Source organism: Helicobacter rappini, from assembly GCF_900198625.1.
GTDB lineage: Bacteria > Campylobacterota > Campylobacteria > Campylobacterales > Helicobacteraceae > Helicobacter_A > Helicobacter_A rappini.
In genome coordinates, this window is sequence record NZ_FZPK01000008.1 from 18,634 (window position 1) to 41,131 (window position 22,498).

Genomic DNA, 22,498 nt, shown 5'->3' on the forward strand with positions numbered 1-22,498 from the left:
TTAATGCGTAGATTCTGTATTGGCAAATCTCATATATTTGAATTTATGATTTTAATGGCATATTGCCTTTTAGAATACCTTGTTGTGATTGCACTTAATGGTCTTATACACAAAACTTGTTGCAAAGCCATTAAAACATGTCTAATCATATCTAATCAATCACATGACTTACAAATTTTGAATAATTATCAATAATTTCACTGCCTTTCCTAAAGCCTAAGCCACATGCTTCATACGCAAAAAATACATTTGCTTGATAAAATGAGCCATTATGCGTATTAAGTGGATAAAACTCTTGATAGATTGCCTTGTGATTAGCGTATTCCCCGTCTTTTGAGCTGATAGGCTTACCATTTGCATCTAGAATGCTGACATTTGCCCCTTCTCTACCAAAGGCATGTTTTTTAACCTGCTTTTTATTGAGTGGGTTATAACTTGTCTCAAGTAATAGTGGGTGATTTGGATACAAATCCCATAGAATCTTTAAAATGCGTTTGCTTTGAAAAAGGATAGTGTAAGCTGGATTTAGAAAAATCGCTTTTTGATTTGCCATAATATCATTGATAATCAAGGCTAGTTCTGGCTCATCAATGCTGATATTCTCCCATGGGATAAACTTAAACCAAAATTCAAAGTTTGTATCATTATAAAAGATTCCATCAGTAGGGCTTAGCTGCACTTCATCAACATAGCAAAAATCTGTATGCAAACCCGCATCATGTGCCATATCTTGCAAGAATCTAATAGTCTTTTCTTCTTCATCACTACCGCGGATACTTGAGAATAGAATCTTCCAGCCCTCATATATCTCATGGAAATTACTCACATCATCGCTCAATGTAATAAGGCGTTGAAAATTTTGTGAAATTGCTGTATAGATATTATTAAATTGCGCATCGCTATCATAGCCATTCGCCTTTAAAAGCGCGTATTGCACTGCTGCACTTTCATACAGCATGGTCGGCGTATCAGCATTAAACTCTAAAAGCTTAATAGGGCTACCATCAAGCCCACCAGCTAAGTCAAATCGACCATAAATATGCCAATGCACATCTTCTTCAAAACTCTGCACGATTGTATCAATGAGTGAGTTTGGTATATCAAGATCATAGAAAAGATTATTTTCAATGACATAACCTGCCGCTTCCACATACATATCATATAGCTCATTACACGCTTCATAATAGGCATCAGCTTCTGCTTCACTTACATGTATGAGCTCATTGCTAATGTAATCTGTGTTATCGGGGTCTGTGTGCCAAAGTAGTCCCATGTGTTCAAATTCTTGCTTATTAAAAGGCTTTAGTGTGGTAATACGCATATCTATCCTTTGTGAGTAAAATGTCTGCTATTATAGCAAGCTTGCATAAATATGGCGTTTAAGTGCGTCTAGCTTATAAGCTAGAATTATCAAAGAAATTCATTTTTTAAAGACTAATCAACTAATAAATTCCCCATCATGCCTAAATCTTCATGCTCTAAGATATGGCAGTGAAACATTCTTACCCCTTTAAAATCCTGTCTCATTCTAAGTCTAATTACTTCATTTGGTCTTACATTAATAGTATCTTGCAAGGCTCTAAACTCAATCTTTTCATTTACACTCCCAAGCTTTCTCTCAATCACTTCAAATTGTGTGCCATGTATATGAAATGGATGGTCCATATGCGATTTATTTGTAACGATAATATCATGGACGATTCCAATATCTACACGCAAATCAATGCGATTCATATCAAAAGTTTTATTATTCATTAAAAACATACTCGCTAGATTCTCTCTTATGCTTTTCTTGTCTTTCTTTGTTAGATTGTGCATTTTACTATGGTCTTCACTCATGGTTATTTCAAGTTGTTGTATTGGATTTTTTGGTGTTGGAGATTCTTGTGTTATATGTTTGTGTATAGGTAAGATTCTCAAGGTATTTGGTATTTCATTTTGATTAAAAATCGCATTTAATTCTATTGTAGCAAGTCTCAATTCCTTTGGCTCACTTTTTGGAATCATTTTATCTCTATCATAAAAATGGCTTATGAGATTAAAACTCCCTTTTTTATCATTTTTTATGAAGACTTCTAGCCTTGAGGCTGGACTTATAAAAAGCTTTTGTTTTACAATAGGCTTTTCTATTAATCCCCCGTCTGTGCCAACGATAATAAACTTTGCCCCTTGTATTTCTAGGTTTAAATATCTTGCAGAACAAGCATTGTAAATGCGGATTCTCTGCATAGAATCTATTGTAATCTTAGGCTTATACTCACCATTAATAAGCACAAATTCACCCTCTCTGCCATCAAGCCAGTCAGCTAAAGTATTTGGTGGTATTTGCGCTTTAGAATCAAGCCTTAAATCAGTGATAAACCAATCGGATTCTATAAATTTATCTAAAGGATCATTTCTAGATTTTACGACAAATGCCCCAGCTAATCCCATATAAACCTGTTTGCCTGTGATATTATGCGGATGTGGATGATACCAATATGTTCCCGCACAATTATCTGGTAACTGAAATGAATAGATTCTATCACCATTTGCAGGGATTATATCCATTGGATTCCCATCTTCAAGTGGCGGCACAGGAAGCCCATGCCAATGGATTGTTGTAGGGCTTTTTAATCTATTTTTCACCCAAATTTTTACTCTATCTCCCTCATATACTTCAATTTTTGGAGCAACCCTGCTTTGTATTTTTTTATTGCCATCGTTATATACATAACACTTTGTCTTTTTATTTTTAATGATTTCAATATCCATTTCTCTTATCTCAATAATTGCTTCAAATACACCTTTTTGCTTATTTTGATTTGATAATAGTGGCAATTCTTTGTGTGTATTATTTTGCGGAAAATCTTTATCATTAAGAAGGGCTATTTTCTCATTTTCAAGGGTGATGAAAGATGTATCAATAGGTGTATTTTGCATATTGTGTTGATGATGATTTGCATGTGTTATATGATGGTTATGTGGATTTGAAAAAAGTGGCATAAAGCTTATAGCAGCTAATGTATTATATTTAATAAAGGTTCTTCTTTGCATATTTTGTCCTTGTATAAGAAATTTATTTAATACTATATTATAAAACTAAAAATGGTTAGCATTATAATATCAAACCTTAAATACATGATTTATAAGCTATCTAAAATTTCTTTTTATTGACATCTTCTAGAATCTTTTTTGCCACTTCATCAAGAGCTACACCTATTTCTTGTGAGTGATTTGCAATGCTTACATTTTGTTGTGTAATACTCTCTAGTTGTGAGACAGATTCATTAATCTGTTCTATGCCTTGTGCTTGTTCCTTTATAGATTCCGCCATGTCATTTATGCTTTGGACGAGTATATTTGTATTTGCTTCGATTTCACCTAAAGACTTTTGTGTTCTTTCTGCTAGTTTTCTTACCTCATCAGCTACGACTGCAAAGCCCCTGCCATGCTCTCCAGCCCTTGCTGCTTCAATTGCTGCATTAAGTGCTAGTAAGTTAGTCTGGTCAGCTATATCTCTAATAATGCTTATAACATTTTTAATATCTTCGCTTTGATTGATAACTTCACCCGTTCTGCCTGATACATTTTGCATTGATGAAGTGATTTGTTCGATTGCGGTTGCTGTTTGTTGCAGGGAGCTTGCTTGTGTTGTAGCACCTTGTGAGAGTGTATGCACTGATTCTTCTAACTCTTTTGACTTAGAATCTAGCTCTTTTGCATATTGTGCTGATACTTGTAACATAGACACAATAGAATCTCCAAGCTGATTTAATCCTGCTTCTAGCCCCTGTGCGTTCTCAATCCTTGGTGTGAAGTCATTTTGCTCAAATGATTCAAATACCTTTTTCGCTTCAGCAAGATTATCACCTACAAGCAAGAAAAGTGTATGAGACATTTCATTTAGAGAATCTTTTAGCTTATTTATTTGTGGATTATGGCTTTCATGTGTTACATTTTTGCCAAATCTCCCCTCTTTTGCTTCATTGACAATCTCCATAACTTCATCAACAAGCATAGAATCTTGCTTCAGTGAATGTTGAGTCTTCTCAATATTAGAATCTATGGCTTGAGCCATCAAACCAAATTCATTATTTGCTGTGATTCCAATCTTTGCGGCATGACTTTTTTCATGATTAAGAAACGCAAAGAAATCAACTAAACCACGAGAAATTTGTGTAAGCGGTTTAAGATAGTATCCAACGGCAGCATATAACATAAGGCTAATAACTAATGCTGATACAAGCCCAACGCCTATTTGAATATAGCCTATACGAGTGATAGGACCCTCTATATTTTCGATAGGCTCAAAAGAACATAGCGTATATGTGGCAAACTCATTGCTTTTGCTTGTCTTACATTGTGTCATTTTATCAACGCCATTGTCATTAACTACAAAATCTTCATAATCTTTTGTTTGACTTGATATTGTAGCGATCTGTTTAAAAATAGGAAGTTCTTTTAAAATAATGTCCTTATTTGTAGCAACATAAGGGATATTTGCATTATCTAACGCAAATATATTACTACCTGTGGCACTCAGATCATCAAAGACTTTTTGTAATGAAGTCAGTAAGATATCAATACCAACGACACCTATTAGCTGTCCATTTTTATGTATCGGTATAGCATAGGTAACGCTTGGTTCCCCTGTAACATCGTCTTGATACACTTCTGTTTGAAATAATCCATTATTTTTTACTGCCCCGATATACCAGCCGCGTTGTGCGGCATTATAGCTTTGCCCTTGACCGCCCCTTACGCTAAAAAGCTTGGTTGTATTTGTAATATTATCTTCTATAATCTCGCCCGTTGGCAAACCAATATAGCTTCCAAGTAGTCCTGCAGTGATTCTGTGTCCCCTTAATAATGGTCCAACATTAGCAATAATCTCTTCTTTAGAATCTAGCTTTTCATAAGGCATAGATTCTATCATGGTAGCAAGTCCCTTCAGTGCGGTAGCAGATCGCATATTTACATCTTGCAACATTAAATCAACGGCATGTAGCTGATCTGCTTGTGCATGCAGGGCATTCCCCATTGACACCTTTTTATTCATTATCATATTGCCGATACTAAGTCCTATAATTGCCATAGCAATGATAAGGCTAGCAATGAGGGCTACTCGAGTTTTAACAGCTAAATTCACAATTATCTCCCTTCACAATGAAATATTTTTTTTGTATGCTATCAACTTACTTTTTCACAATGAATGTTTTTTGAGACTGAATAAACATAATATATTGTGAGTAGATGAAGTAGTAGCTTTGTAGCTTACGCGATACACTAAGGGTGTATTCTATAAGATGAGTTTAAATTATTTATAAATTTCGTAAAGTTTTATTTACAAAATTTATAAATCTACAAAATATGTTTCTTTATTACACAAATGAATTTAACAAAGCGATTTATTGTGATCTTTTTTGCAATATTTTCATATTTTATAATACTTGTTGCGTGAGATGTATTGTTTCATTCTTTTACCTGTTTTTGAATCTTATCTATAATATTTGTTGTGCTTTTGTTATCAATAAAGTCAATGAATTGCACAGATTTTGCATATTCAGCACCAATTACAACTTTGTCTTTATAATCTGCACCTTTGACTAAAATATCTGGTTTAATCTGTGAGATAAGATTCTTAGGTGTGTCTTCATCAAAAATAATGACATAACTCACACATGCAAGACTTGCTAGGATAAATGCTCTATCAATTTGTGAGTTAATAGGTCTATCTTTTCCTTTTAATCTTTTTACAGAATCATCACTATTTAAGCCCACAATAAGCACATCGCCTAGCTTTCTAGCCTTTTCTAAATAGCTCACATGTCCGTAATGCAGTATATCAAAGCAGCCATTTGTAAAGACTATTTTTTTGCCATTTACATTTTCTTGTATTTCTAAAAAGTTTGTGGCAATCTTTGCTTTAGCGTCTTTTATAATTCTTTTTGGGGCTAGATAGTCTTGTATCTCTTTAAGTGTGGCAGTAGCAGAGCCGATTTTACCGATGACAACAGCAGCAGCAGCATTTGCAAATTTTGTAGCCTCTTCTATACTCTCACCTTTTGCAAGTTGCAAGGCAAGGGCGGCAATCACGGTATCACCTGCACCACTTACATCATAGACTTCTTTTGCGATTGTAGGCTTTTTATGCAAAGCTAGATCGCTATCAAGATAGGCAATCCCTTCTTCGCTAAGCGTGATTAAAGGATAAGTTAGGCTGCAGATTTTACGCATTTTTTGCAAAGCTTCAAGCAGGGTTTTATCATTATGTATATTTACATGTGTGGCTTCCATTGCTTCCTTTTTATTTGGTGTAAGCAATGTAGCGTGTTTGTATTTTGCATAGTCGCTGCCTTTTGGGTCGCATAATACTGGTATATCAAAGCTATTTGCAAGTTTGATTAGCTTTTGTGTGAAAGCTGGACTTAGCACACCTTTTAGATAATCGCTTAGAATCATGCAATGATATGCCGTAATATTACCTTGTATATCTTCAAACATGGCTTCATAGATTTTAGATTCCAAAGGGGTATTACTTTCTTTATCAAGTCTTAGCATTTGATGCTTTGATGCCATTATACGCATTTTTGTAGTCGTTGGGCGATTTGATTTATAGCAATTTGAATCTATGCCTTTATTCACAAGAAAATCATGTAATAAGCTACCCTCTGCATCATTGCCTACAACGCCATATATAGATACAAAAGCCCCCATTGCAATTAGATTATTTGCTACATTACATGCCCCACCTAGACTAAAATTCTCTTCTTCAATCTTTACAACAGGCACAGGGGCTTCAGGGGAGAGTCTATTCGCACTTCCCCATATATATTTATCAAGCATTAAATCCCCGATAACAAGGATTTTTATTCTCTCTACTGCCATGTTTTCTTCCCTTCTTTTATGTCATTATAGATAGATTCTATATGTGGAATGTAGTCTTTTATCCCAGATTCTAATGTGTAGTTTGGTGTGTAGTTTGGTAAAAAGTTTGCTTTACCTGCAAGGGTGTGATTTTGAAAAAATGGATATGGGTTTTTAATATACTGCACTTCAAAGCTTACTTTTAGATTCTCTTTTAGAATCTCAACAATATCGTTATAACTACGCGAGATTCCACTGCCGACATTATATATTGCCCCATGCTCTAGCCATGATTGCATAATATTTTGTGATTTTGCTAAGAAGTCATGCCCAAATAGTTTTTGCAATACAATATCTTGTGTTTGTGGTGTTTGCTGCATGTTTATGTCGTTGAAGGTCTTGTGGATTCTATGCCATTCTTTTGCTTGTTTATTTTTATCTCTTAAACCATAGGTTAGCATAAGTAGCTCCATAGCCCTTACATTTGCCTGCACGACATCATGGATACAGACAAAATCTCTTTGTTGTTCTCCAAACTCAAATAGCTTGACTACTCTATCATTTAGTGCTTGCAATGATAGCTGAAGTATCATAGATGAAGTCTTGTATTTATAAAACTCATATCTGCCATATACATTAAAGTAACGCAAACCTATAAGCCCTATGCCCTTTTCTTGCAAACTCTTTTGTAATCTCACATTTTCCTTATCCATGCAAAGCTTTGAAAAGCCATAGATATTTTCTGGAATCTCATTTGTCCCAACACTATTTGGAATCTCTGTATTACCATAGACTGCGGCTGAACTTGCGTATATAATATGTGCTTCATGCTTCATAGCAAGTTTGATTAGGGCTTTAAACGCATTGAAATTTACCTGCATAACATGCCGCATATCCATGCAAGTGGTATCTGAAACTGCGGCTTCATGCAGGATATAATCTATCTTGCCATAGTCTCTTTGCAATGATTTTAACTCTTTTTCATTTGCAATATCAAGTGATAAGACCTCAACATTTGGGTAAAGAGAGAGATTCTTAAAATGCCCTAGTGTTGTGGGATTGCCATTAGGAAAAGTCTTTGAATCTCGAAAATAATCAAGGGCTAGAATCTTGCAGTCTTTATGATGTGTAGCAAAATATTCTACAAGATTACTACCTATAAATCCTGCTGCCCCTGTGATTAGTATTGTCTTATTATTAAGTGTTAGAGAATCTGGCTTTGTTGTTTGCTGTGTATTTACGCTTTGCATGAATTTGCCTTATATGTGTAAAGTATTGTGTGATTTTAGCATGTTTTTGTGAGTTTATAGGTATTGCTTCAAACTGCTGGGGTTACATAAAGTGGTGTGCAAGATTCTAAAAAATCATCATGTATAAGTCTGTATGGTAAAAATAGTGTTGATAAATCTAAACTATCATTTATGTTACTTGCATTTATGTTACTTGGGGCAATATGAATATAATCTTTAACATTAGAATCCGTGATAACCACATGTTTAGAATCTGGTTTAAGATAAAAAGACATATTTGCAAATGCCTTTATCTCATTTGTTTGACTGAAGTAAAAGCTATTTGTAGCATATATCTTAATATCACTACTTAAAGCAAGGGTATGTAAAAATACATGCGTAAGCTTTATAGCACTTAAACTCCCAACCCCACGGGAATAATAAATCGCATTTAAAGGCATAAAATATGAGAGTAGATATAAGGCTTTAGTGAGACTACAATCAAGTTTTATAAAATCTATGTTGGTTTTAGAATCTATTTTTTCATTAAAGTATATATTGTGTTTAGTGTCTAGATTCTCTAAATTTGCACCTTTGTCTATACAATTTGGGCGATTGGCTGAATTAGTTTGATTACTATATGTAGAATCTATGGAATCTTTTATGCTAAGTGTTTCTAAAATATGCTTTATTTCTTTATTCTCTTTTAAAAAACTAGAATCAATCAAGCATTCAGCTAAACTGCATTTAGATAGCACTTCAGGTGTGAGTAAAGATTCTAAACTTGTATAAGTAGTCTTTTTATCTAAACTATGTGATACAAAAAGCAAGGGTAAAACATCGCTTGTCTTCCCATCTATACGCAAAATGAAAATAAGCTTTGGGGCTTTATTTTCTAGTGTGCTTTCATTATCTGCTTTATCAGTATATACCGCTTCTTTTAAACTCGCTTTATTTAATTTATCTTCATTTGGACTCATATCTTCATAATAGATTCCAAGTGTCGTTGGAGTGCCTATGCTTAGTAATATAGCTTTATACATACTTTTCCTTACCCTTGCACTTCCTTGTGATTATGATTCTTTAGAATCTTAATTAAGATAATTCACAAGTGAAAGGTTATTAATGCGGTTTGTTGATGATAGCACGGCTTGATAGTTATTACTTAGATTTGTGAATTTATTATAAGTTTCTGCCAAATCTGCTCCTATCGTATCGCCTTTAATGCCGCTTACTTGCGTTTTAATAATCTCATTTCTTGCCACAGAGTTTTGGAATGTGCGAGTATGAGCCCCATTTTTAGATATGACTTTTTCGATATGATCGCTTAAATGATCGATTAATTCAATGCAGTTTTGGATACCAAGACTTTTCATTGTATCATCATATCTTTGCCCATGCAACGCCCCTGCACGATAGATTCCATCTCTTACAGACTGGATAGCATCATCTAGCCCTCTAAAGAAGTGAATCTTTGGGTCATCTACTACAAGAGAACCATTTGCATTAAGCCTTACATTCGCATTTGAATAACGGATAGCTTCCGGGCTAAAGTCATCTTGTGCTTTGTCATAAAACATCATTGTCATACGCGTAATTGCCCTTAAATTATCTTGTATTTCTATTTTTCCTTCACTATCAAAGTCAATGGTAATGTTTGATTTTGCTCTATCTAGCAATTCTTCATACGCATCTTTTTGTGCTTGAGTGGGCTTTCCGCCTTTTACTTGTGCTGCACTAAGAGATTTATCATCTTCATTACTATAATTTAGCGCAATAGACATAGCGTCCATAAGCTGCCTATAAGTTACAGAATCTCCATCGCTAATGGTAACAGCTGGTGGCTCATCATAAGGATCAAACAATGGAATCTTTATAGTTTTATCACTATGTTGTGCGGGTAGCTCTAAAAAGCTTCCTTGTTTTGTAAAAGTAATGCTTGCTTCAAGCTCTATCCCATTATGATCGTGTAGTTTAAAGCCGTAAGTTTTGCCATTGAGTGAGCCATCTGTTACTTCAATAAGCTTTGTATGATCGTTTGCAAGCACAGAAGTCCCTGATAGAGATTGTGAAATATTGCCTCTAATCTTTGAGCCTAGTTGTTGGAATCCAGTCTTTGTATAACTCACACCAAGACTCGAGGTAAAGCCATTTACCTCTTCTTCACTCTCACCAAGCGTTTCAAGGCGTATAGAAAAGCCCCTTTCTCCATCAAATGGTGGCTTTAGTGTATCTGTGCTTTTATTTCGCACATTTCTATCATAGATATTTATTTGTCCATGATCTAATTCCACATCAATATTACCACCAAAATACTCTTTAATCGCATCAAATAAATCTCTTACTTCCTGCCCTCTTATATCAAACAATAAAGGCTCACCTAACTCCCTATTGCTAATCGTGCCATCTTTTTCATTTGGCGGTGTGCCTGTGATTTTAATATATCTTGTTGGCACGGATAGAATATCCTCTAGCTTTGTGTCTATCTCTGTCATTACATTATCTTTGCGGATAAGTGTCGTTGGGATATGTGTAAGGCGATTATCATATAAATCATTCACACCTTTAAGATTACTCGCGCTAAATTCTGAAGTAAGATTCTGACTGCTATATACCTGCACTCTTGCCCCAAGCTTCTCAAGGTCGGCTAGATTCTCTACATCAGCTTCACTAGAAATCATGTGAAAGTCAATACTAGAGCTACCGGGCTTCAAATCCTTAATCTCAATTTGCCCCCAATTATTTAGTCGCACATCAACGACTTTTGTCGCATGTGTATTGCCAAATGCCTTGCCGATTCTATCAAGCAGGTCTCTCACCGTTGTAGCATTCTTTGGATTTGTAAAGCCCACATCTAGGGCAAACTTCTCTTTAAAGCTTTGACCGCGACTATTTACCCCTTGCACATAGAAATACTCTTTTCCATTATTTCGTGGATTATTATCATTATCGCCTATTAAGTCTCTAAGCGTATCATCTTCTTTGATATATACTTCAGTTGGCTCACTATGCTTTTCGGAATTATCCATAATTGCTGGGTGAAGTCGCGTTTGATTAAGCATTCTCCCATTTGTTGTAATGAGTCTGTGTTTATCATTATCAAAACCATAGAAAAGCTCTTCACCTGTAATATTAAATGGGACTAGATTCTTAGAACTCACAAGTGCGCTTAACTCTTCATCATTGCCATAATAATTCCCCACAGAATCAAAAGGCTGCACATCGACTTTACTTCCCGCAAAGATAAACTTCCCACCCACAGAAGTATTTGCAATGCTGATAATATGTGCTTTTGTAGCCTCTAAATCTCTTGCTAATGCTTCCCTTGAAGTTGGCGTATGCAAGTCATTTGCCGCATGTAAAAGCTTTGTTTTAAACTGCACCATCGCAAGTGAAATCTCTTGCAAAGCCTTATCTGTATTTAGAGTTTGAGTCTCTGCTGTGCGTGCTACATCTATGCCTTGCTGCAAAGTCGTCTCATCATATTCTAGCTTTAGATTCTGATTTGACACACTTGCATCTTGCCAACCATACTGAATCTTTTTACCACTTGCAATCTTTGTATTCATATCATTAAGGTTTGAGGTAATATTGCCATTATTATTTAGCATTTGATTGTATTTTGTCCCAAATGTTACTCTCATTATCGCAACCTTCTCTTAATTTTCACAAGGCTAATCAGCTTGTGTTTATCTCTGTTTAGAGTATTAGCAACGACTTAAGCAATTAGTATTCCATTAAAACTTAAATATGGAATAACATTTGCTAAAACACAATAAATTATAAAGTTAAGGGGTTATTGTGCTATCACATATCTATTCACCATGGCGGAGTGGCTACTTTTCATCAGATTGCAGCGAAGAATGCGTATTTTGTGATATAGCACATAATCCACATAATGATACAAATAATCGTGTCTTTTATAGAGATTCTATATGCTTTGGCGTTATGAACTTATACCCATATATGCCCGGACATTTCATGCTTATCCCGCATAAACATATTGACACACCAACACTTCTATCACAAGAAGAATGGCAACATTTAAATACCTTATCACAAAAGGCTATCGCCATGCTAGAAGAGTATGGGGCAAGCGGTATAAACATGGGGATAAATATCAAAAAAGCAGCAGGAGCAGGTATCCCAGAGCATTTACACCTGCATTTTGTCCCGCGTTTCATAGGCGATACAAATTTTATTACCAGCATTGCAAATAGTCGTGTGTATGGTGTTGATTTTGATTCTATTTATGATAAAATTTCATCTCTTGCAAAGAAGCATTTATATAACTAAAAGGGAATAAAATGAAAAAAATCTATGTTTGTTTATGTTTTATTTTTGGAATCTTAAAGGCAAATCAATATGATTATTTGCTGTTTAGCCATGTTTTAAGCGATGTGGAAAGTGGCTTTGACTTAAAAGCTGATGTCAATGCGAGATGGCAGGGAAACACGCCGCTATATACCGCAGTAAAAAATAATCATTTAGAAATCGCATATTTACTTATCATGGGTGGGGCTGATGTCAATGCGATAAATCATGGAAAGACCGCATTGCATGAAGCCGTGCGTAATAAAAATGCCTACATAACGCAACTCTTAGTAACCGCTGGGGCAAAAGTAAATATACAAGATGAAAGCAATGGCAACACGCCCCTGCATTATGCGGCATTAAATAGCGATAGACAAACGCTTAATATCCTTACAAACGCACAAGGCGATATGAATGCCCCAAATTTTCAGGGCATAACTCCCGCTCAAATTGCAATGAGAGAGATTACAATCCCCCCAATAATCATTGAAGACTACAATCTTGCCATCAGTGCAAGTGCGTTTAAAATCACAAATAGTGCGGTTATTTTTAATATTAGAAATCTTACAAATGAGCCTTTAGTTATCTTTAATACAGGCTTATATCTTAATGGTAACTTAATCGCAAGTAGTCAAAAGCCACTCACAATTCCTGCTGGCACAACTATCACAAATATCAATACCATACCCATTGGCACACATGGAATCTATGCGTTAAAAGTCGATAAAGATGGACAAGTCGATATTAAAGCTGGATTTAGCATCGACTATCAAGCAGAAGGCAGAATGGAGAGGGCATTTAATAGCACAACAATGAAGTTAAGATTGTGGAATCCACCGCCAAAAAAGCAAACAAAACCTAGAGATTCTGAAAAATAGCTTATTGGCATTTTGAGAGTAATTTTTATAGCATTATGCTATGTATCACAATCTTTAGAGATTCAAACATACAGCCATAAGTTAGAATATTTTTGTAAAATTTAACAACCTAGAATCTTAAAGGTGGTTTTTAAAACACAATAAGCAAATTTGTATCCATTTCGGTTTTTTTGGGAATTTGGAGGTTTGCGAATAGTAATGAGATGAGCATGTAATATTTTACTAACCCTAATCTTCTATTTCAAATTAGAGTATATACAGCAAGTTGGCAAGTAAAAAGAGTCGGCTAAGTTTTCGGCGTGAAAATTAGATGCTAGTATACTAAACCATTTTCAATAAGTGTTGGTCACATGGTTAAAAACACAAGTGACTGAAAATAGCTAAATATGAAGTATGTAGGCGACGACACGCTTACGCACGACTTTTTTCAATCGCTTGATTTAAGTCTTCTAGCAAGTCTTTAGCGTATTCAATGCCAACGGATAGGCGGATAAGATTTTCAGTTATCCCCATAGATTCACGCAAGTCTTTGGGGATAGAGGCGTGAGTCATACTCGCAGGGTGGCAGAGCAAACTCTCCACACCCCCTAAACTTTCGGCTAAAACGATGATACGCGTGGATTTAAAAAAGATTCTATAATCATATTCTGGCTTTAATATAAAGCTTAGCATTCCCCCACCACCACGCGCTTGAGAGCTTTGTGCTTCATATTCGCTATCACTTTTTAGTCCGGGGTAATACACCTTTTCCACCGCCTTGTGTTCGCTTAAAGATTCTGCTAGAAACAGGGCATTTTCACAATGTCGCTGCATTCGTAAGCCTAGTGTTTTCATACCGCGGATAAGCAGAAAGCTATCAAATGGAGCCAATACACCGCCTATGCTATTTTGCAAGAATCCTATGCGTTCAGCTAAACTCTCATCATTTACCACCACAAGCCCAGCTACAAGGTCGCTATGTCCGCCGAGATACTTTGTCGCAGAATGCACCACAATGTCAATGCCTAGCCTTAAAGGTTGCTGCAAATAGGGCGTCATAAAGGTATTATCCACGATACTTAACACGCCTTTTTTCTTGCAAATTTCAGCGACTTTTGCTAAGGGCGTAACGCTTAGAAGCGGGTTAGCAGGGCTTTCAATCAACACGGCTTTGACTTCAGGGGTTAGGGCAGAATCCAAAGCGTCTAAATCCCTTGTATCCACAATCTTATAGTTAATATTAAAGTTTTTAAAGACTTTATCTAAGATTCTAAAAGTCCCACCATAGACATTTTGTGAGATGATGATAGAATCTCCGCTTTTAAATAGGCTTAAAATCGTGCCAAGGGCTGCCATACCAGAGGCAAAGGCAAAGCCATATTTCCCGCCCTCACATTCGGCTATAAGGCTTTCAATCCCATCTCTTGTGGGGTTTTTGGTGCGGGAGTATTCATAGCCTTTGTGCTTGCCTAACTCATCTTGAGCGTAAGTGGAGGTTTGGTAAATAGGCGTATTTACCGCCCCTGTGCGTGGGTCTGTGGTGAGTCCCCCGTGGATTAGTGTGGTATCAAGTGTGCTTTGCATAGAAATCCTTTTTATAAAACTCTCAAATTTATATTTTTATATATAATAAACTATAAAATTTATATCTTATATAAAAATATAGTTCGCATATACCGAAACTCATGTTATTCTAGCAAAAAATTATTTATTTTTGATAACTTGATATTGCTTTATGCTGCTTTGATTCTAAACATTAATTCTAAATATTATCCATAACATGAAACTATGACAAGATTGAGATGTAGAATCTCACATTTTAAACTTTTCATATTTATTATACATTTACCCTTGATTTGTTTTTTTTTTTTTGTAAAGTAGCAAAGTTGTTTTGGCAATATTTTAATACAAGGAGCAAAGCTATGACAAAAACGATAGCGATTGAGGAATTACAAAGATTTGATAATCCGCGTTTTAATGAAGATAATGCGCGTGGTTTAATTGATGAAATGTCTAGTGGTTTAAAACTACCAGAATCTATGAAAGCAGAATTTGATCGTAAAATGGTAACGCTTTTTCAGCAAACAAAGATAATAGCAGGTAAGCTGATTAATATCGGTAGAATCGTATTTGCAAAGATCTATCAATTTATACAAGATAACCCAAACTTAACATTAGGCACTATTATCGGTGCAGTGTTTGGCTCATTTCTTGGTATGATGCCACTTATTGGTGATATATTATCCCTTATATCCACATTTCTTGGTTCAACTATCGGTGGCTATCTTGACTATGTTAATAAAGGGGGCAGAGAGCTAGATAGCACACTTCAGCAAGTTATCGCAGGTGCAACACATGCTACAAAAGAATTTTTTAAGCTTATAGTAGAGATTTTTAACGCATTAAGGAATGATTTTTAAACTACATATTTAACATTGAAAGGAATACTATGGCAGAGAGAGAAATAGGTACTATGGGTTTCGAACCACTCGATTCACAACAGCAATGGGATCAAAACTACGCGACACTTATGACAACAATGGACGCTAGTGAGATTATAGGTATTATAGGCAATGCTTCTAGTGATGAAATAGGGTATTATCAAGATAAAGCGTTTGATACACTTTTTTGTGGCACAGAGGCTACTACTGGATTTTTTGAATATGTGGGTGGTGCTGCTTCAACAGCTATTGGTGGAGCTGCTGGCGGCTTGACAGCAGCGACACTTGGGACTAGCACAGTAGCTACTACCACTGGTGGTATCTTTGGCTTGTTTGCGACTACCACCGTTGCAACAGTTGCTGCACCTGTGACACTTGTGGCTGGGGCTACACTAGGTGGGATTGCACTTGGATATAGTGCATATAAACTTATAAGTGGTTCTGCAAAAGATAAGGGCAAGGAAGAGCATTTTAAAGAGACAAAGCAGCAAGGTAGATATCGTATCAACCCTGTAAGGACATTTAATCCCTTTGTGCTTTATGATGAGGAAAAAAGATATATCGCTCAAGCATATCAAATCTTAACATGTTCGCCTTCAAGAAGTCAGCAGGATATAGAGGATTTCTTAAAGATTTTTGATGCTAGTGTTATGTTAAATGCAAATTTAGTGCAAGTTGGAAGAAAAACTGGGCGTGATAGCGTAGAAAAAGCTATCCGCAATGAGTTGAAATCCTATTTGAGTGAATATTGTGAAAAAATAAAACAACAATACAAAACTACAAATAAAGATATCATTAATAGATATATAGCATTTGTAGAGGTTAATAATGAGTATATTACGCCGCGTGTAGATCAAGCAGCAAAGAAAGAATTGCTTGATGAAGTGCAAAAGGGTAATGTTGGTGTTACGAAAGAGGTTTTAATAATTGAAGAATTTCGTGCAGTTTTTAGCATATATAAAATGCTATTAAACCATCCGCAAAATACTTCAAAACAGATTGAGTTGCAAAAAGAAAAAATGTATGAAAGAGCTGAAAAACTTGGGGCAACAGAGCTTTTTGAAGATATATTAGCAGAACATCGCCTTGTAAAGCTTGATGAGACAAACTACATTCGATACTTACAAGAAATTGTAAGTGTGCTTGATAGTGAAGATGCACGAGCTTTTATCAATGAATTGACAAATGATATTGTAGAATGTATGCTTGTAGATTCTGTAATGGAGCCTTATGAAAAAGAGATAATGCAAAATATCGCAAATACCTTTTCAAATCTGCTTGATACCAATAGGCAAAAACTCACCGCTTTCTAAAGCCCTTGCAAAGCTTATCAGGCTTCATTTTAGCGATTTTTCCAAAGTTTAAAGTGGATTCTACAATGCTGCAAAAAATATGTGATAAGCCAAATAGCATAGATTGGCAGGATCTTGGCTTTGTATATGATGAGTGGTTTCTTTTCTCACAAAGAAGCTTAGAAAATGTGATGTCAGATTCCAGCTTTAATGCATTGGGATCTGTGCCAATAAGATAGTCCCCACCTAATCTTAATATTTATTTTGGCGTATGTAAAAGAATTGCTTATTGTTTTTGAGAAATCTTGTGGCATTTTACTAGATTTTATTTTTTTTAATGTTACAGGATCTAACTTTAACCAGCAGTTTATTTACTACATAACAAATCTTAAATGAAACTCTATAAAAAACCAAAATCTATGAGATTCTTAAGGATTAATCAGCATTGCATCTCGTATTGGCGGATTTATCAAAAAAAGATTATCTAAATCCACAGAAAAGAGACTATCTACATCACAAGGGCGGATTCCTATGCCTCTGCCTCTTGGAAGTTGTGGGTTATTAAACACTGTCATACATTCATTTTTATTCAGTACAAAAGAGCGGATTTGCACTGCTGGTGTGGTGGTGGGAATGATTGTATAAAGGGTTTCATATCTTTTTGATTTTAAGTCATCGTTGCAGGATTTGCGTGTAAATAATCCGCTTTCAGCAATCGCCAAGCACATATCTTTTGTGCCAACTTGCACAAACTGCACTGCCCCAAGATGAAAATCTTTAAAAGGATCGTTTCTTAACATATCTTCAGTTAATGGAATATCGCGTATAACCCAATTTCTATCTTTTCCAAAGCCCACAATATCACCCGAAAAGGCACTTCTTAGTGAAATCGGTGGTGTAAATTCCACAAAATCGGGTAAATCTGGATCTATCGCATAAGCATTTATGACACACATTAAAGCTATTAGTAATCTTTTCATTACAATCCTTATGATTAAAATTTCCCAAAACGCACAGGAAAGTGATCTGATGATAGGTGCGATCTCACACTAGCAGCCATGAGTAATGCGGTAATTGTGGGTAAAGCCAAGCGAGATCTATCATTAGAGCTTCTGCCAACTATCGCATAATCTAGGATTCTATTTGCCGCACCCATACTAAAATGTGTTGCAGAGTTTTGCGTAACAATGCGTGTGTGATTCGTAATCCTTGTATCAAGTCCGGATAATAGGTTTGCAGGATCTCTATTAAAATCACCAGCAATGAGCCAGTTAATACTTGGCTGACCAACAAAATGATCATGCACAGCTGTAACTAACGCCGCAGCATCGCCACCACCCCTTGCAAGAGCATGGATATTAAAAAACACATCATTGCCAAGCCGTATGCCAATCACAGGGCGGGAAACTTCAGGTGCGATTGTGCTTTGTGAAATAACAAAGACTTCATCAGCTTGCCTACCACTTACAATGGCGAGATTAACCCTTCTAGCACCAGCATCAATATTTGCATAATAGATAAATACAGAACGCGGTCTTGAGCGAGTGCCCAAATCCCAAACATATTCTTGAATAGGCGTCCCACCGGGCTGAATCATTCTGCCCGTTGGTCTTGCACTTGTAGGTACACTGCCGGCTTCTTGCACCATCAAAATATCCACAGGATTATCGCCGGTGATAAGCTGTCTTACACTGACATTCCATTTATTTTCAGTGCTAGCTGAAGAGCCTTGCAGATTCCAAGTGCCGACAACATAGTCCTCAATCTTTCCAAAAAGTAGGCTAAAACTAAAAAGCATAAGTATAATAACTTTCATCAACACTCCTTTATTTGCCATCTACACTAAACACTACACCAGCATTTAAAGGTGGCGCGATGATAAACCATTGCTGATCGCTATTTAGCTTACCACCTTTCACACAACTTGTAAGAAAAATGCTAAAAAATCTTGTCGCTTGATTGCTTGGGGTTTGCAAACATTGCTTAGTGGCGACATTTTGAATCTGCACGGCTTGATTATCAAAGAGATTGAAGGTCCATAATTGTGCAGGATCTTCCATATTGCAATATGTGTGAATCACGCCATTTCTATATGCACTTAAACAAGTGCCTTCTTTAGCATTTTGTATAGCAGCACTCCCATCAGCCTTATTAAAAATCCGCCAAATCCTAGCCCCACCAAAATCCTTGCTATCTATGAGAGAATAGCCCCACACCCAATTTCCCACATTTAACGCCCAAAGCGTCAAAACCCCACCTTCAGGACTCATGATGGATAAAAGATCTGAAGTATAGCTTCTAGAATCACCATTAATGCCTAGCAGGGGCAACTCTGTATGCTTTGTGGGCGTGTGATTACCCTTCCTATCTGTGTTAGGACGCATGAGTTTTTTAGATAGGTTGGGTCCTTGCACTAGACTAACTTGCTTTTTAGAATTAGCTGGTGGTGTTGGGGAATTCCCAATGCCAAGTTCATAATCACTAGAAGCATAAGCGGCAGTAAGTAATGTGAAAGTCGATATGATAAGTAAAGTAAAAATCTTAGACATAGCTATTCCTAAGTGTATGTTGTAACTGCATCGTTAATATAATATCCACTAACTACGCATAAAGCGAATTATTGCCTCATTATAAAAACCATTTTTGTGTGTAAATATACGATATGTAACATTATAATACGCAAAAGGTTGGGGCATAAGGATTTACATGCAAAGTTTAACTTTTAGAAATTCTGTGTATCGTAAGCAAACGCATGAGATTTATATATTATGTTATGCTAAAAAGTTACAAAACTAAACAGGTATCCTCTAAATTCAACACTCTCTTTTGCAATGTGAGCTTGGCGATATTCTACGATATATTGTAACACTACTTCTCATTGACTGAATCTCGCTAGTGTTTTTTGTCCTCTAAATCAACTTATATTGCTTCACTGTGTCAATGTTTCTTTGCGTAGTAAAAGGGCATAATGTAGCACAACTCAGGATAAATGTCTTTTGCATGCCAAACATCTTTATCAATTCTAACAAAGTTGTTTCTTCTTAATTTACATAGTGTGCGGTGTGCGGAGAACACGACTGCAAATCTTTGCCCTTGAGGTTGCTATTCGGCTAGGCAATGATGTAGATATGCCAAGGAATCTAGCAAAAAGTGTAACTGTGGAGTAAAACTCAAACCTTGATAATCGCCTTATTATCTCTAATCTCTAACACCTGCACCCTATCGCCTTCTTTTAGTGGCGTGTTAGATTCTAATGTGCTAGATTCTAATCCATTGGAATCTAATGTAGGGGCTTTTTCATACGCCCATAATGTGCCTTTGAAATATACCATTCCTTGCCGAATCTCACCTACACCGCCATTTTGCAGAGAATCTTCATAGACTTGTGAGCCTTTAAACCACAATTTTATGGGCTTTCTTAGCAAAATAAGTGTAAGAAAAGCAAAAGCACAAATGCTTACCGCCTGCCACGCATACACGCTTTCCACACTTCCACCTATGATGTTGCCAAAGCCCACAAATGCTTCAATCCCCGCTGTGATACATAGCCCTAAACCGATGAAAAGCAAGAAAAATGAGCCAAAAAATATCTCCGCCACAATAAAGCCAAGCCCCAACCCCAAAAGCATAAGTGCCGACATCTCACTTCCTTATATTTGCATTGTTTTTAGAAAACTCCCATAAGGGATTTGGATTCTAAGATTTGGCAGCAAAGCCCTAGAATCCACAAGCTAGATTCTACGCCTTTTTACCCTTGCCTAAAAATTCACTTATCACGCTAAGCCCACCGATAAACTCACTCGTCTCATAGGGGATAATCACCTTATCCTTGCTTGGATTCTTACTTAGCTCTGTGAAAGCCACAATCCGCTCCTTTGTCAGCAAAAACTCCGCTGCCTGTGCGTTTTTACTCATTTGATTAGCGATAAGCTCCATTGCATCGCTCTGTCCTTGTGCTAGGGCGATTTGCTCATATTTTTTAGCATCTGCCATACGCTCAATGGCTTCAGCTTGCAACACCTTGCCTCCCTTTCTTGCCACAGCACTAAGCTTTTATGCAGTCTTTTTGAATGGTTGTGATATGAGCGACAAAATCTATTTCATTCAAAACTCAATCTCATAAGATTTTAGATAATACGGCATTTAATATTCTGGGGTGATTTTTTAGTAAAGCAACTCTTTAGAATCTATGCTACCATTATAAAAGTTTTTTATATAATTTAAAGGGGCTAATATGCAAAAGATTATAGTTTTTCTGTGTTTGTTAAGTGCGTTTTTATTTGCAAAGGAGCTTGATGTAAATCGCATAAAGCAAGGGGATTTTACAGAGCTAAAAGCCTATCTCACGCAACTAAAATCTATATCTAAGCAAAGAGATTTAAACTTTAATGAATATCAAACACTCACTAGATTTGGCATTGTAGATGGGATAGATGGCGTGTATAATGGCGGGAGTAATAGGGAGTTTGCGAGTGTTTATTTCTCTAAACTTTCCCCATTTCTTGCTAAAGAATTTGGGGATTTGTTTGCAGAATACGGCATTCCTTTAGGCAATGACATTGAGGAGATGAAGCCTGAATATTACTTGTATAATGAGTTAGTATTCTGGTTTAATGATTCTAAGCAGATTTTTACCAAAAAGGCTTATGAATCTTTTCTCTTTTTTAAGCATAATGCCACATTTGCCACAAAAATAGACGAAGAAGGGCAAGAGATAAGAAATTGTGCCTATGGTGATGCAGGTGGTGGCGAGTGTGAGTTTATCTTTAAAAAGCCTGTAAAGGCAAAAGGCATACTTACTTTTAATGCTGACTTTTCTTTGCCGCCTAATGAAGTGGGCGCGTGTGATTATCCTGCATATTTTAGCACTTTTAAGACGCAAGATTCTAGGCTAGAGTTTATCAATGATGGGCATATTGTTTTAGATGGGCGCAAATATTATGACAAGCTTGCCCAGCTTTTGCCAAAGTGGTATAAAGATGGGCTTGGCGGGAGTGTAGGCTATGAAGTGGAAGTAGAGATTGCAGGTATTATGCCTTGGGTTTTTTCAGCGTGTGCGGCTGGGAAATATGTAACTATCACAAATATCAAAGTGGAAAAAAAGCTGCAAGATAACCCAAATACTAGAAAAGACTATGAAAACATAAAGAGTGAATTGAATGTATATAGGCTTAAACTAAACAGCACAGATAGATATGTGAATCTGCGTGAAAAGCCAAATGGTAAGATTCTAGAGCAAATCCCTACTGCTAAAAGTGATGCAATTTTATTGCTTAATCTCAATATGTCGCTATGGGAAATTAAAGGCGTGAGTGAGTGGCAAAGGCAGCTTGGCTTTGAAAGGGCTGAATTTAGTGGTTATAAAGAAGTTATGGGACAAGAATGGATAAAGGTGCTTTACTTCCCACCAAGCCTTTCGCCAAAGACACAAACAATCGCGGAAGCAAAGATAGGTTATATCCATAAATCACAGCTTATTGTGAGTGATTTGCCTTGATTAACATATAGTTTTGTGA

At 36.2% G+C, this 22,498-nt stretch carries 18 protein-coding genes and 1 pseudogene; 6 read left to right on the forward strand and 13 right to left on the reverse strand.

Features of this window, described 5'->3' with window-relative positions; genetic code table 11:
• Positions 1 to 151: 151 nt before the first annotated feature.
• From C6H17_RS02330 to flgL, 7 genes are all read right to left on the reverse strand, one after another.
• On the reverse strand, positions 152 to 1,321 hold the full coding sequence (locus tag C6H17_RS02330; RefSeq protein WP_005217845.1) for a glutathionylspermidine synthase family protein: 1,170 nt from the start codon (positions 1,319 to 1,321) through the stop codon (positions 152 to 154).
• A 113-nt stretch (positions 1,322 to 1,434) separates the two neighbouring features.
• Entirely contained in the window at positions 1,435 to 3,036 is a 1,602-nt protein-coding gene (locus C6H17_RS02335) for a multicopper oxidase family protein (RefSeq protein ID WP_005217844.1), read from the reverse strand.
• 100 nt (positions 3,037 to 3,136) lie between these two features.
• Positions 3,137 to 5,131 carry a methyl-accepting chemotaxis protein gene (locus C6H17_RS02340; protein ID WP_005217837.1) on the reverse strand — a complete coding sequence of 665 codons (1,995 nt, stop codon included), beginning with the start codon at positions 5,129 to 5,131 and terminating at the stop codon, positions 3,137 to 3,139.
• 323 nt (positions 5,132 to 5,454) lie between these two features.
• Positions 5,455 to 6,870, reverse strand: coding sequence for a D-glycero-beta-D-manno-heptose-7-phosphate kinase (gene rfaE1 / locus C6H17_RS02345; protein WP_005217835.1), 1,416 nt, complete (start codon positions 6,868 to 6,870; stop codon positions 5,455 to 5,457).
• A complete protein-coding gene (locus C6H17_RS02350) occupies positions 6,861 to 8,099 on the reverse strand; it encodes an NAD-dependent epimerase/dehydratase family protein (RefSeq protein ID WP_020995955.1) in 1,239 nt (412 codons plus the stop codon). Before C6H17_RS02350 ends, rfaE1 begins: the two co-directional genes overlap by 10 nt.
• 68 nt (positions 8,100 to 8,167) lie before the next feature.
• Entirely contained in the window at positions 8,168 to 9,121 is a 954-nt protein-coding gene (locus C6H17_RS02355) for a hypothetical protein (protein WP_005217832.1), read from the reverse strand.
• 48 nt (positions 9,122 to 9,169) lie between these two features.
• Positions 9,170 to 11,722: a flagellar hook-associated protein FlgL gene (gene flgL, locus C6H17_RS02360; protein ID WP_005217831.1), complete on the reverse strand. Its 2,553-nt coding sequence runs from the start codon at positions 11,720 to 11,722 to the stop codon at positions 9,170 to 9,172.
• 157 nt (positions 11,723 to 11,879) lie between these two features.
• Between flgL and C6H17_RS02365 the strand changes: the two genes are divergently transcribed.
• Entirely contained in the window at positions 11,880 to 12,374 is a 495-nt protein-coding gene (locus C6H17_RS02365; RefSeq protein ID WP_005217830.1) for an HIT family protein, read from the forward strand.
• An 11-nt stretch (positions 12,375 to 12,385) separates the two neighbouring features.
• Positions 12,386 to 13,270 carry an ankyrin repeat domain-containing protein gene (locus C6H17_RS02370; protein ID WP_005217829.1) on the forward strand — a complete coding sequence of 295 codons (885 nt, stop codon included), beginning with the start codon at positions 12,386 to 12,388 and terminating at the stop codon, positions 13,268 to 13,270.
• 411 nt (positions 13,271 to 13,681) lie between these two features.
• Here the strand turns inward: C6H17_RS02370 and C6H17_RS02375 are convergent, their stop codons facing one another.
• Positions 13,682 to 14,833, reverse strand: coding sequence for a trans-sulfuration enzyme family protein (locus tag C6H17_RS02375; RefSeq protein WP_005217827.1), 1,152 nt, complete (start codon positions 14,831 to 14,833; stop codon positions 13,682 to 13,684).
• Positions 14,834 to 15,171: 338 nt separating this feature from the next.
• Here C6H17_RS02375 and C6H17_RS02380 point away from each other — a divergent pair, with 338 nt between their 5' ends.
• From C6H17_RS02380 to C6H17_RS02390, 3 genes are all read left to right on the forward strand, one after another.
• Positions 15,172 to 15,669: a hypothetical protein gene (locus tag C6H17_RS02380; RefSeq protein WP_005219745.1), complete on the forward strand. Its 498-nt coding sequence runs from the start codon at positions 15,172 to 15,174 to the stop codon at positions 15,667 to 15,669.
• A 29-nt stretch (positions 15,670 to 15,698) separates the two neighbouring features.
• On the forward strand, positions 15,699 to 17,003 hold the full coding sequence (locus C6H17_RS02385) for a hypothetical protein (protein WP_005219746.1): 1,305 nt from the start codon (positions 15,699 to 15,701) through the stop codon (positions 17,001 to 17,003).
• 65 nt (positions 17,004 to 17,068) lie between these two features.
• Complete coding sequence (locus C6H17_RS02390; RefSeq protein ID WP_020995956.1) at positions 17,069 to 17,221, forward strand: hypothetical protein; 153 nt, start codon at positions 17,069 to 17,071, stop codon at positions 17,219 to 17,221.
• 189 nt (positions 17,222 to 17,410) lie between these two features.
• Here C6H17_RS02390 and C6H17_RS02395 read toward each other — a convergent pair whose 3' ends face one another.
• From C6H17_RS02395 to C6H17_RS02415, 5 genes and pseudogenes are all read right to left on the reverse strand, one after another.
• Entirely contained in the window at positions 17,411 to 17,962 is a 552-nt protein-coding gene (locus C6H17_RS02395) for a toxin (RefSeq protein WP_005219748.1), read from the reverse strand.
• Positions 17,963 to 17,976: 14 nt separating this feature from the next.
• Positions 17,977 to 18,798, reverse strand: coding sequence for a cytolethal distending toxin subunit B family protein (locus tag C6H17_RS02400; RefSeq protein WP_020995957.1), 822 nt, complete (start codon positions 18,796 to 18,798; stop codon positions 17,977 to 17,979).
• Positions 18,799 to 18,808: 10 nt separating this feature from the next.
• On the reverse strand, positions 18,809 to 19,531 hold the full coding sequence (locus C6H17_RS02405) for an RICIN domain-containing protein (RefSeq protein WP_005219750.1): 723 nt from the start codon (positions 19,529 to 19,531) through the stop codon (positions 18,809 to 18,811).
• A 621-nt stretch (positions 19,532 to 20,152) separates the two neighbouring features.
• Complete coding sequence (locus tag C6H17_RS02410; protein WP_020995958.1) at positions 20,153 to 20,623, reverse strand: NfeD family protein; 471 nt, start codon at positions 20,621 to 20,623, stop codon at positions 20,153 to 20,155.
• A 97-nt stretch (positions 20,624 to 20,720) separates the two neighbouring features.
• A pseudogene (locus tag C6H17_RS02415) lies at positions 20,721 to 21,029 on the reverse strand (paraslipin); the annotation flags it as partial.
• A 187-nt stretch (positions 21,030 to 21,216) separates the two neighbouring features.
• Here C6H17_RS02415 and C6H17_RS02420 point away from each other — a divergent pair.
• Positions 21,217 to 22,479, forward strand: a complete 1,263-nt coding sequence (locus C6H17_RS02420) for a hypothetical protein (RefSeq protein WP_005219753.1) — start codon at positions 21,217 to 21,219, stop codon at positions 22,477 to 22,479.
• Positions 22,480 to 22,498: the final 19 nt, after the last annotated feature.

Excerpts from the sequence above, each read along its gene's own strand:
- C6H17_RS02350 (WP_020995955.1), bottom strand. The coding sequence starts at position 8,099 with ATGCAAAGCGTAAATACACAGCAAACAACAAAGCCAGATTCTCTAACA.
- C6H17_RS02410 (WP_020995958.1), bottom strand. The coding sequence starts at position 20,623 with ATGTCGGCACTTATGCTTTTGGGGTTGGGGCTTGGCTTTATTGTGGCG.
- C6H17_RS02380 (WP_005219745.1), top strand. The coding sequence starts at position 15,172 with ATGACAAAAACGATAGCGATTGAGGAATTACAAAGATTTGATAATCCG.
- C6H17_RS02405 (WP_005219750.1), bottom strand. The coding sequence starts at position 19,531 with ATGTCTAAGATTTTTACTTTACTTATCATATCGACTTTCACATTACTT.
- C6H17_RS02420 (WP_005219753.1), top strand. The coding sequence starts at position 21,217 with ATGCAAAAGATTATAGTTTTTCTGTGTTTGTTAAGTGCGTTTTTATTT.
- flgL (WP_005217831.1), bottom strand. The coding sequence starts at position 11,722 with ATGAGAGTAACATTTGGGACAAAATACAATCAAATGCTAAATAATAAT.
- C6H17_RS02390 (WP_020995956.1), top strand. The coding sequence starts at position 17,069 with ATGCTGCAAAAAATATGTGATAAGCCAAATAGCATAGATTGGCAGGAT.
- C6H17_RS02375 (WP_005217827.1), bottom strand. The coding sequence starts at position 14,833 with ATGCAAAGCACACTTGATACCACACTAATCCACGGGGGACTCACCACA.
- rfaE1 (WP_005217835.1), bottom strand. The coding sequence starts at position 6,870 with ATGGCAGTAGAGAGAATAAAAATCCTTGTTATCGGGGATTTAATGCTT.
- C6H17_RS02335 (WP_005217844.1), bottom strand. The coding sequence starts at position 3,036 with ATGCAAAGAAGAACCTTTATTAAATATAATACATTAGCTGCTATAAGC.
- C6H17_RS02330 (WP_005217845.1), bottom strand. The coding sequence starts at position 1,321 with ATGCGTATTACCACACTAAAGCCTTTTAATAAGCAAGAATTTGAACAC.
- C6H17_RS02355 (WP_005217832.1), bottom strand. The coding sequence starts at position 9,121 with ATGTATAAAGCTATATTACTAAGCATAGGCACTCCAACGACACTTGGA.
- C6H17_RS02395 (WP_005219748.1), bottom strand. The coding sequence starts at position 17,962 with ATGAAAAGATTACTAATAGCTTTAATGTGTGTCATAAATGCTTATGCG.
- C6H17_RS02370 (WP_005217829.1), top strand. The coding sequence starts at position 12,386 with ATGAAAAAAATCTATGTTTGTTTATGTTTTATTTTTGGAATCTTAAAG.
- C6H17_RS02385 (WP_005219746.1), top strand. The coding sequence starts at position 15,699 with ATGGCAGAGAGAGAAATAGGTACTATGGGTTTCGAACCACTCGATTCA.
- C6H17_RS02400 (WP_020995957.1), bottom strand. The coding sequence starts at position 18,798 with ATGAAAGTTATTATACTTATGCTTTTTAGTTTTAGCCTACTTTTTGGA.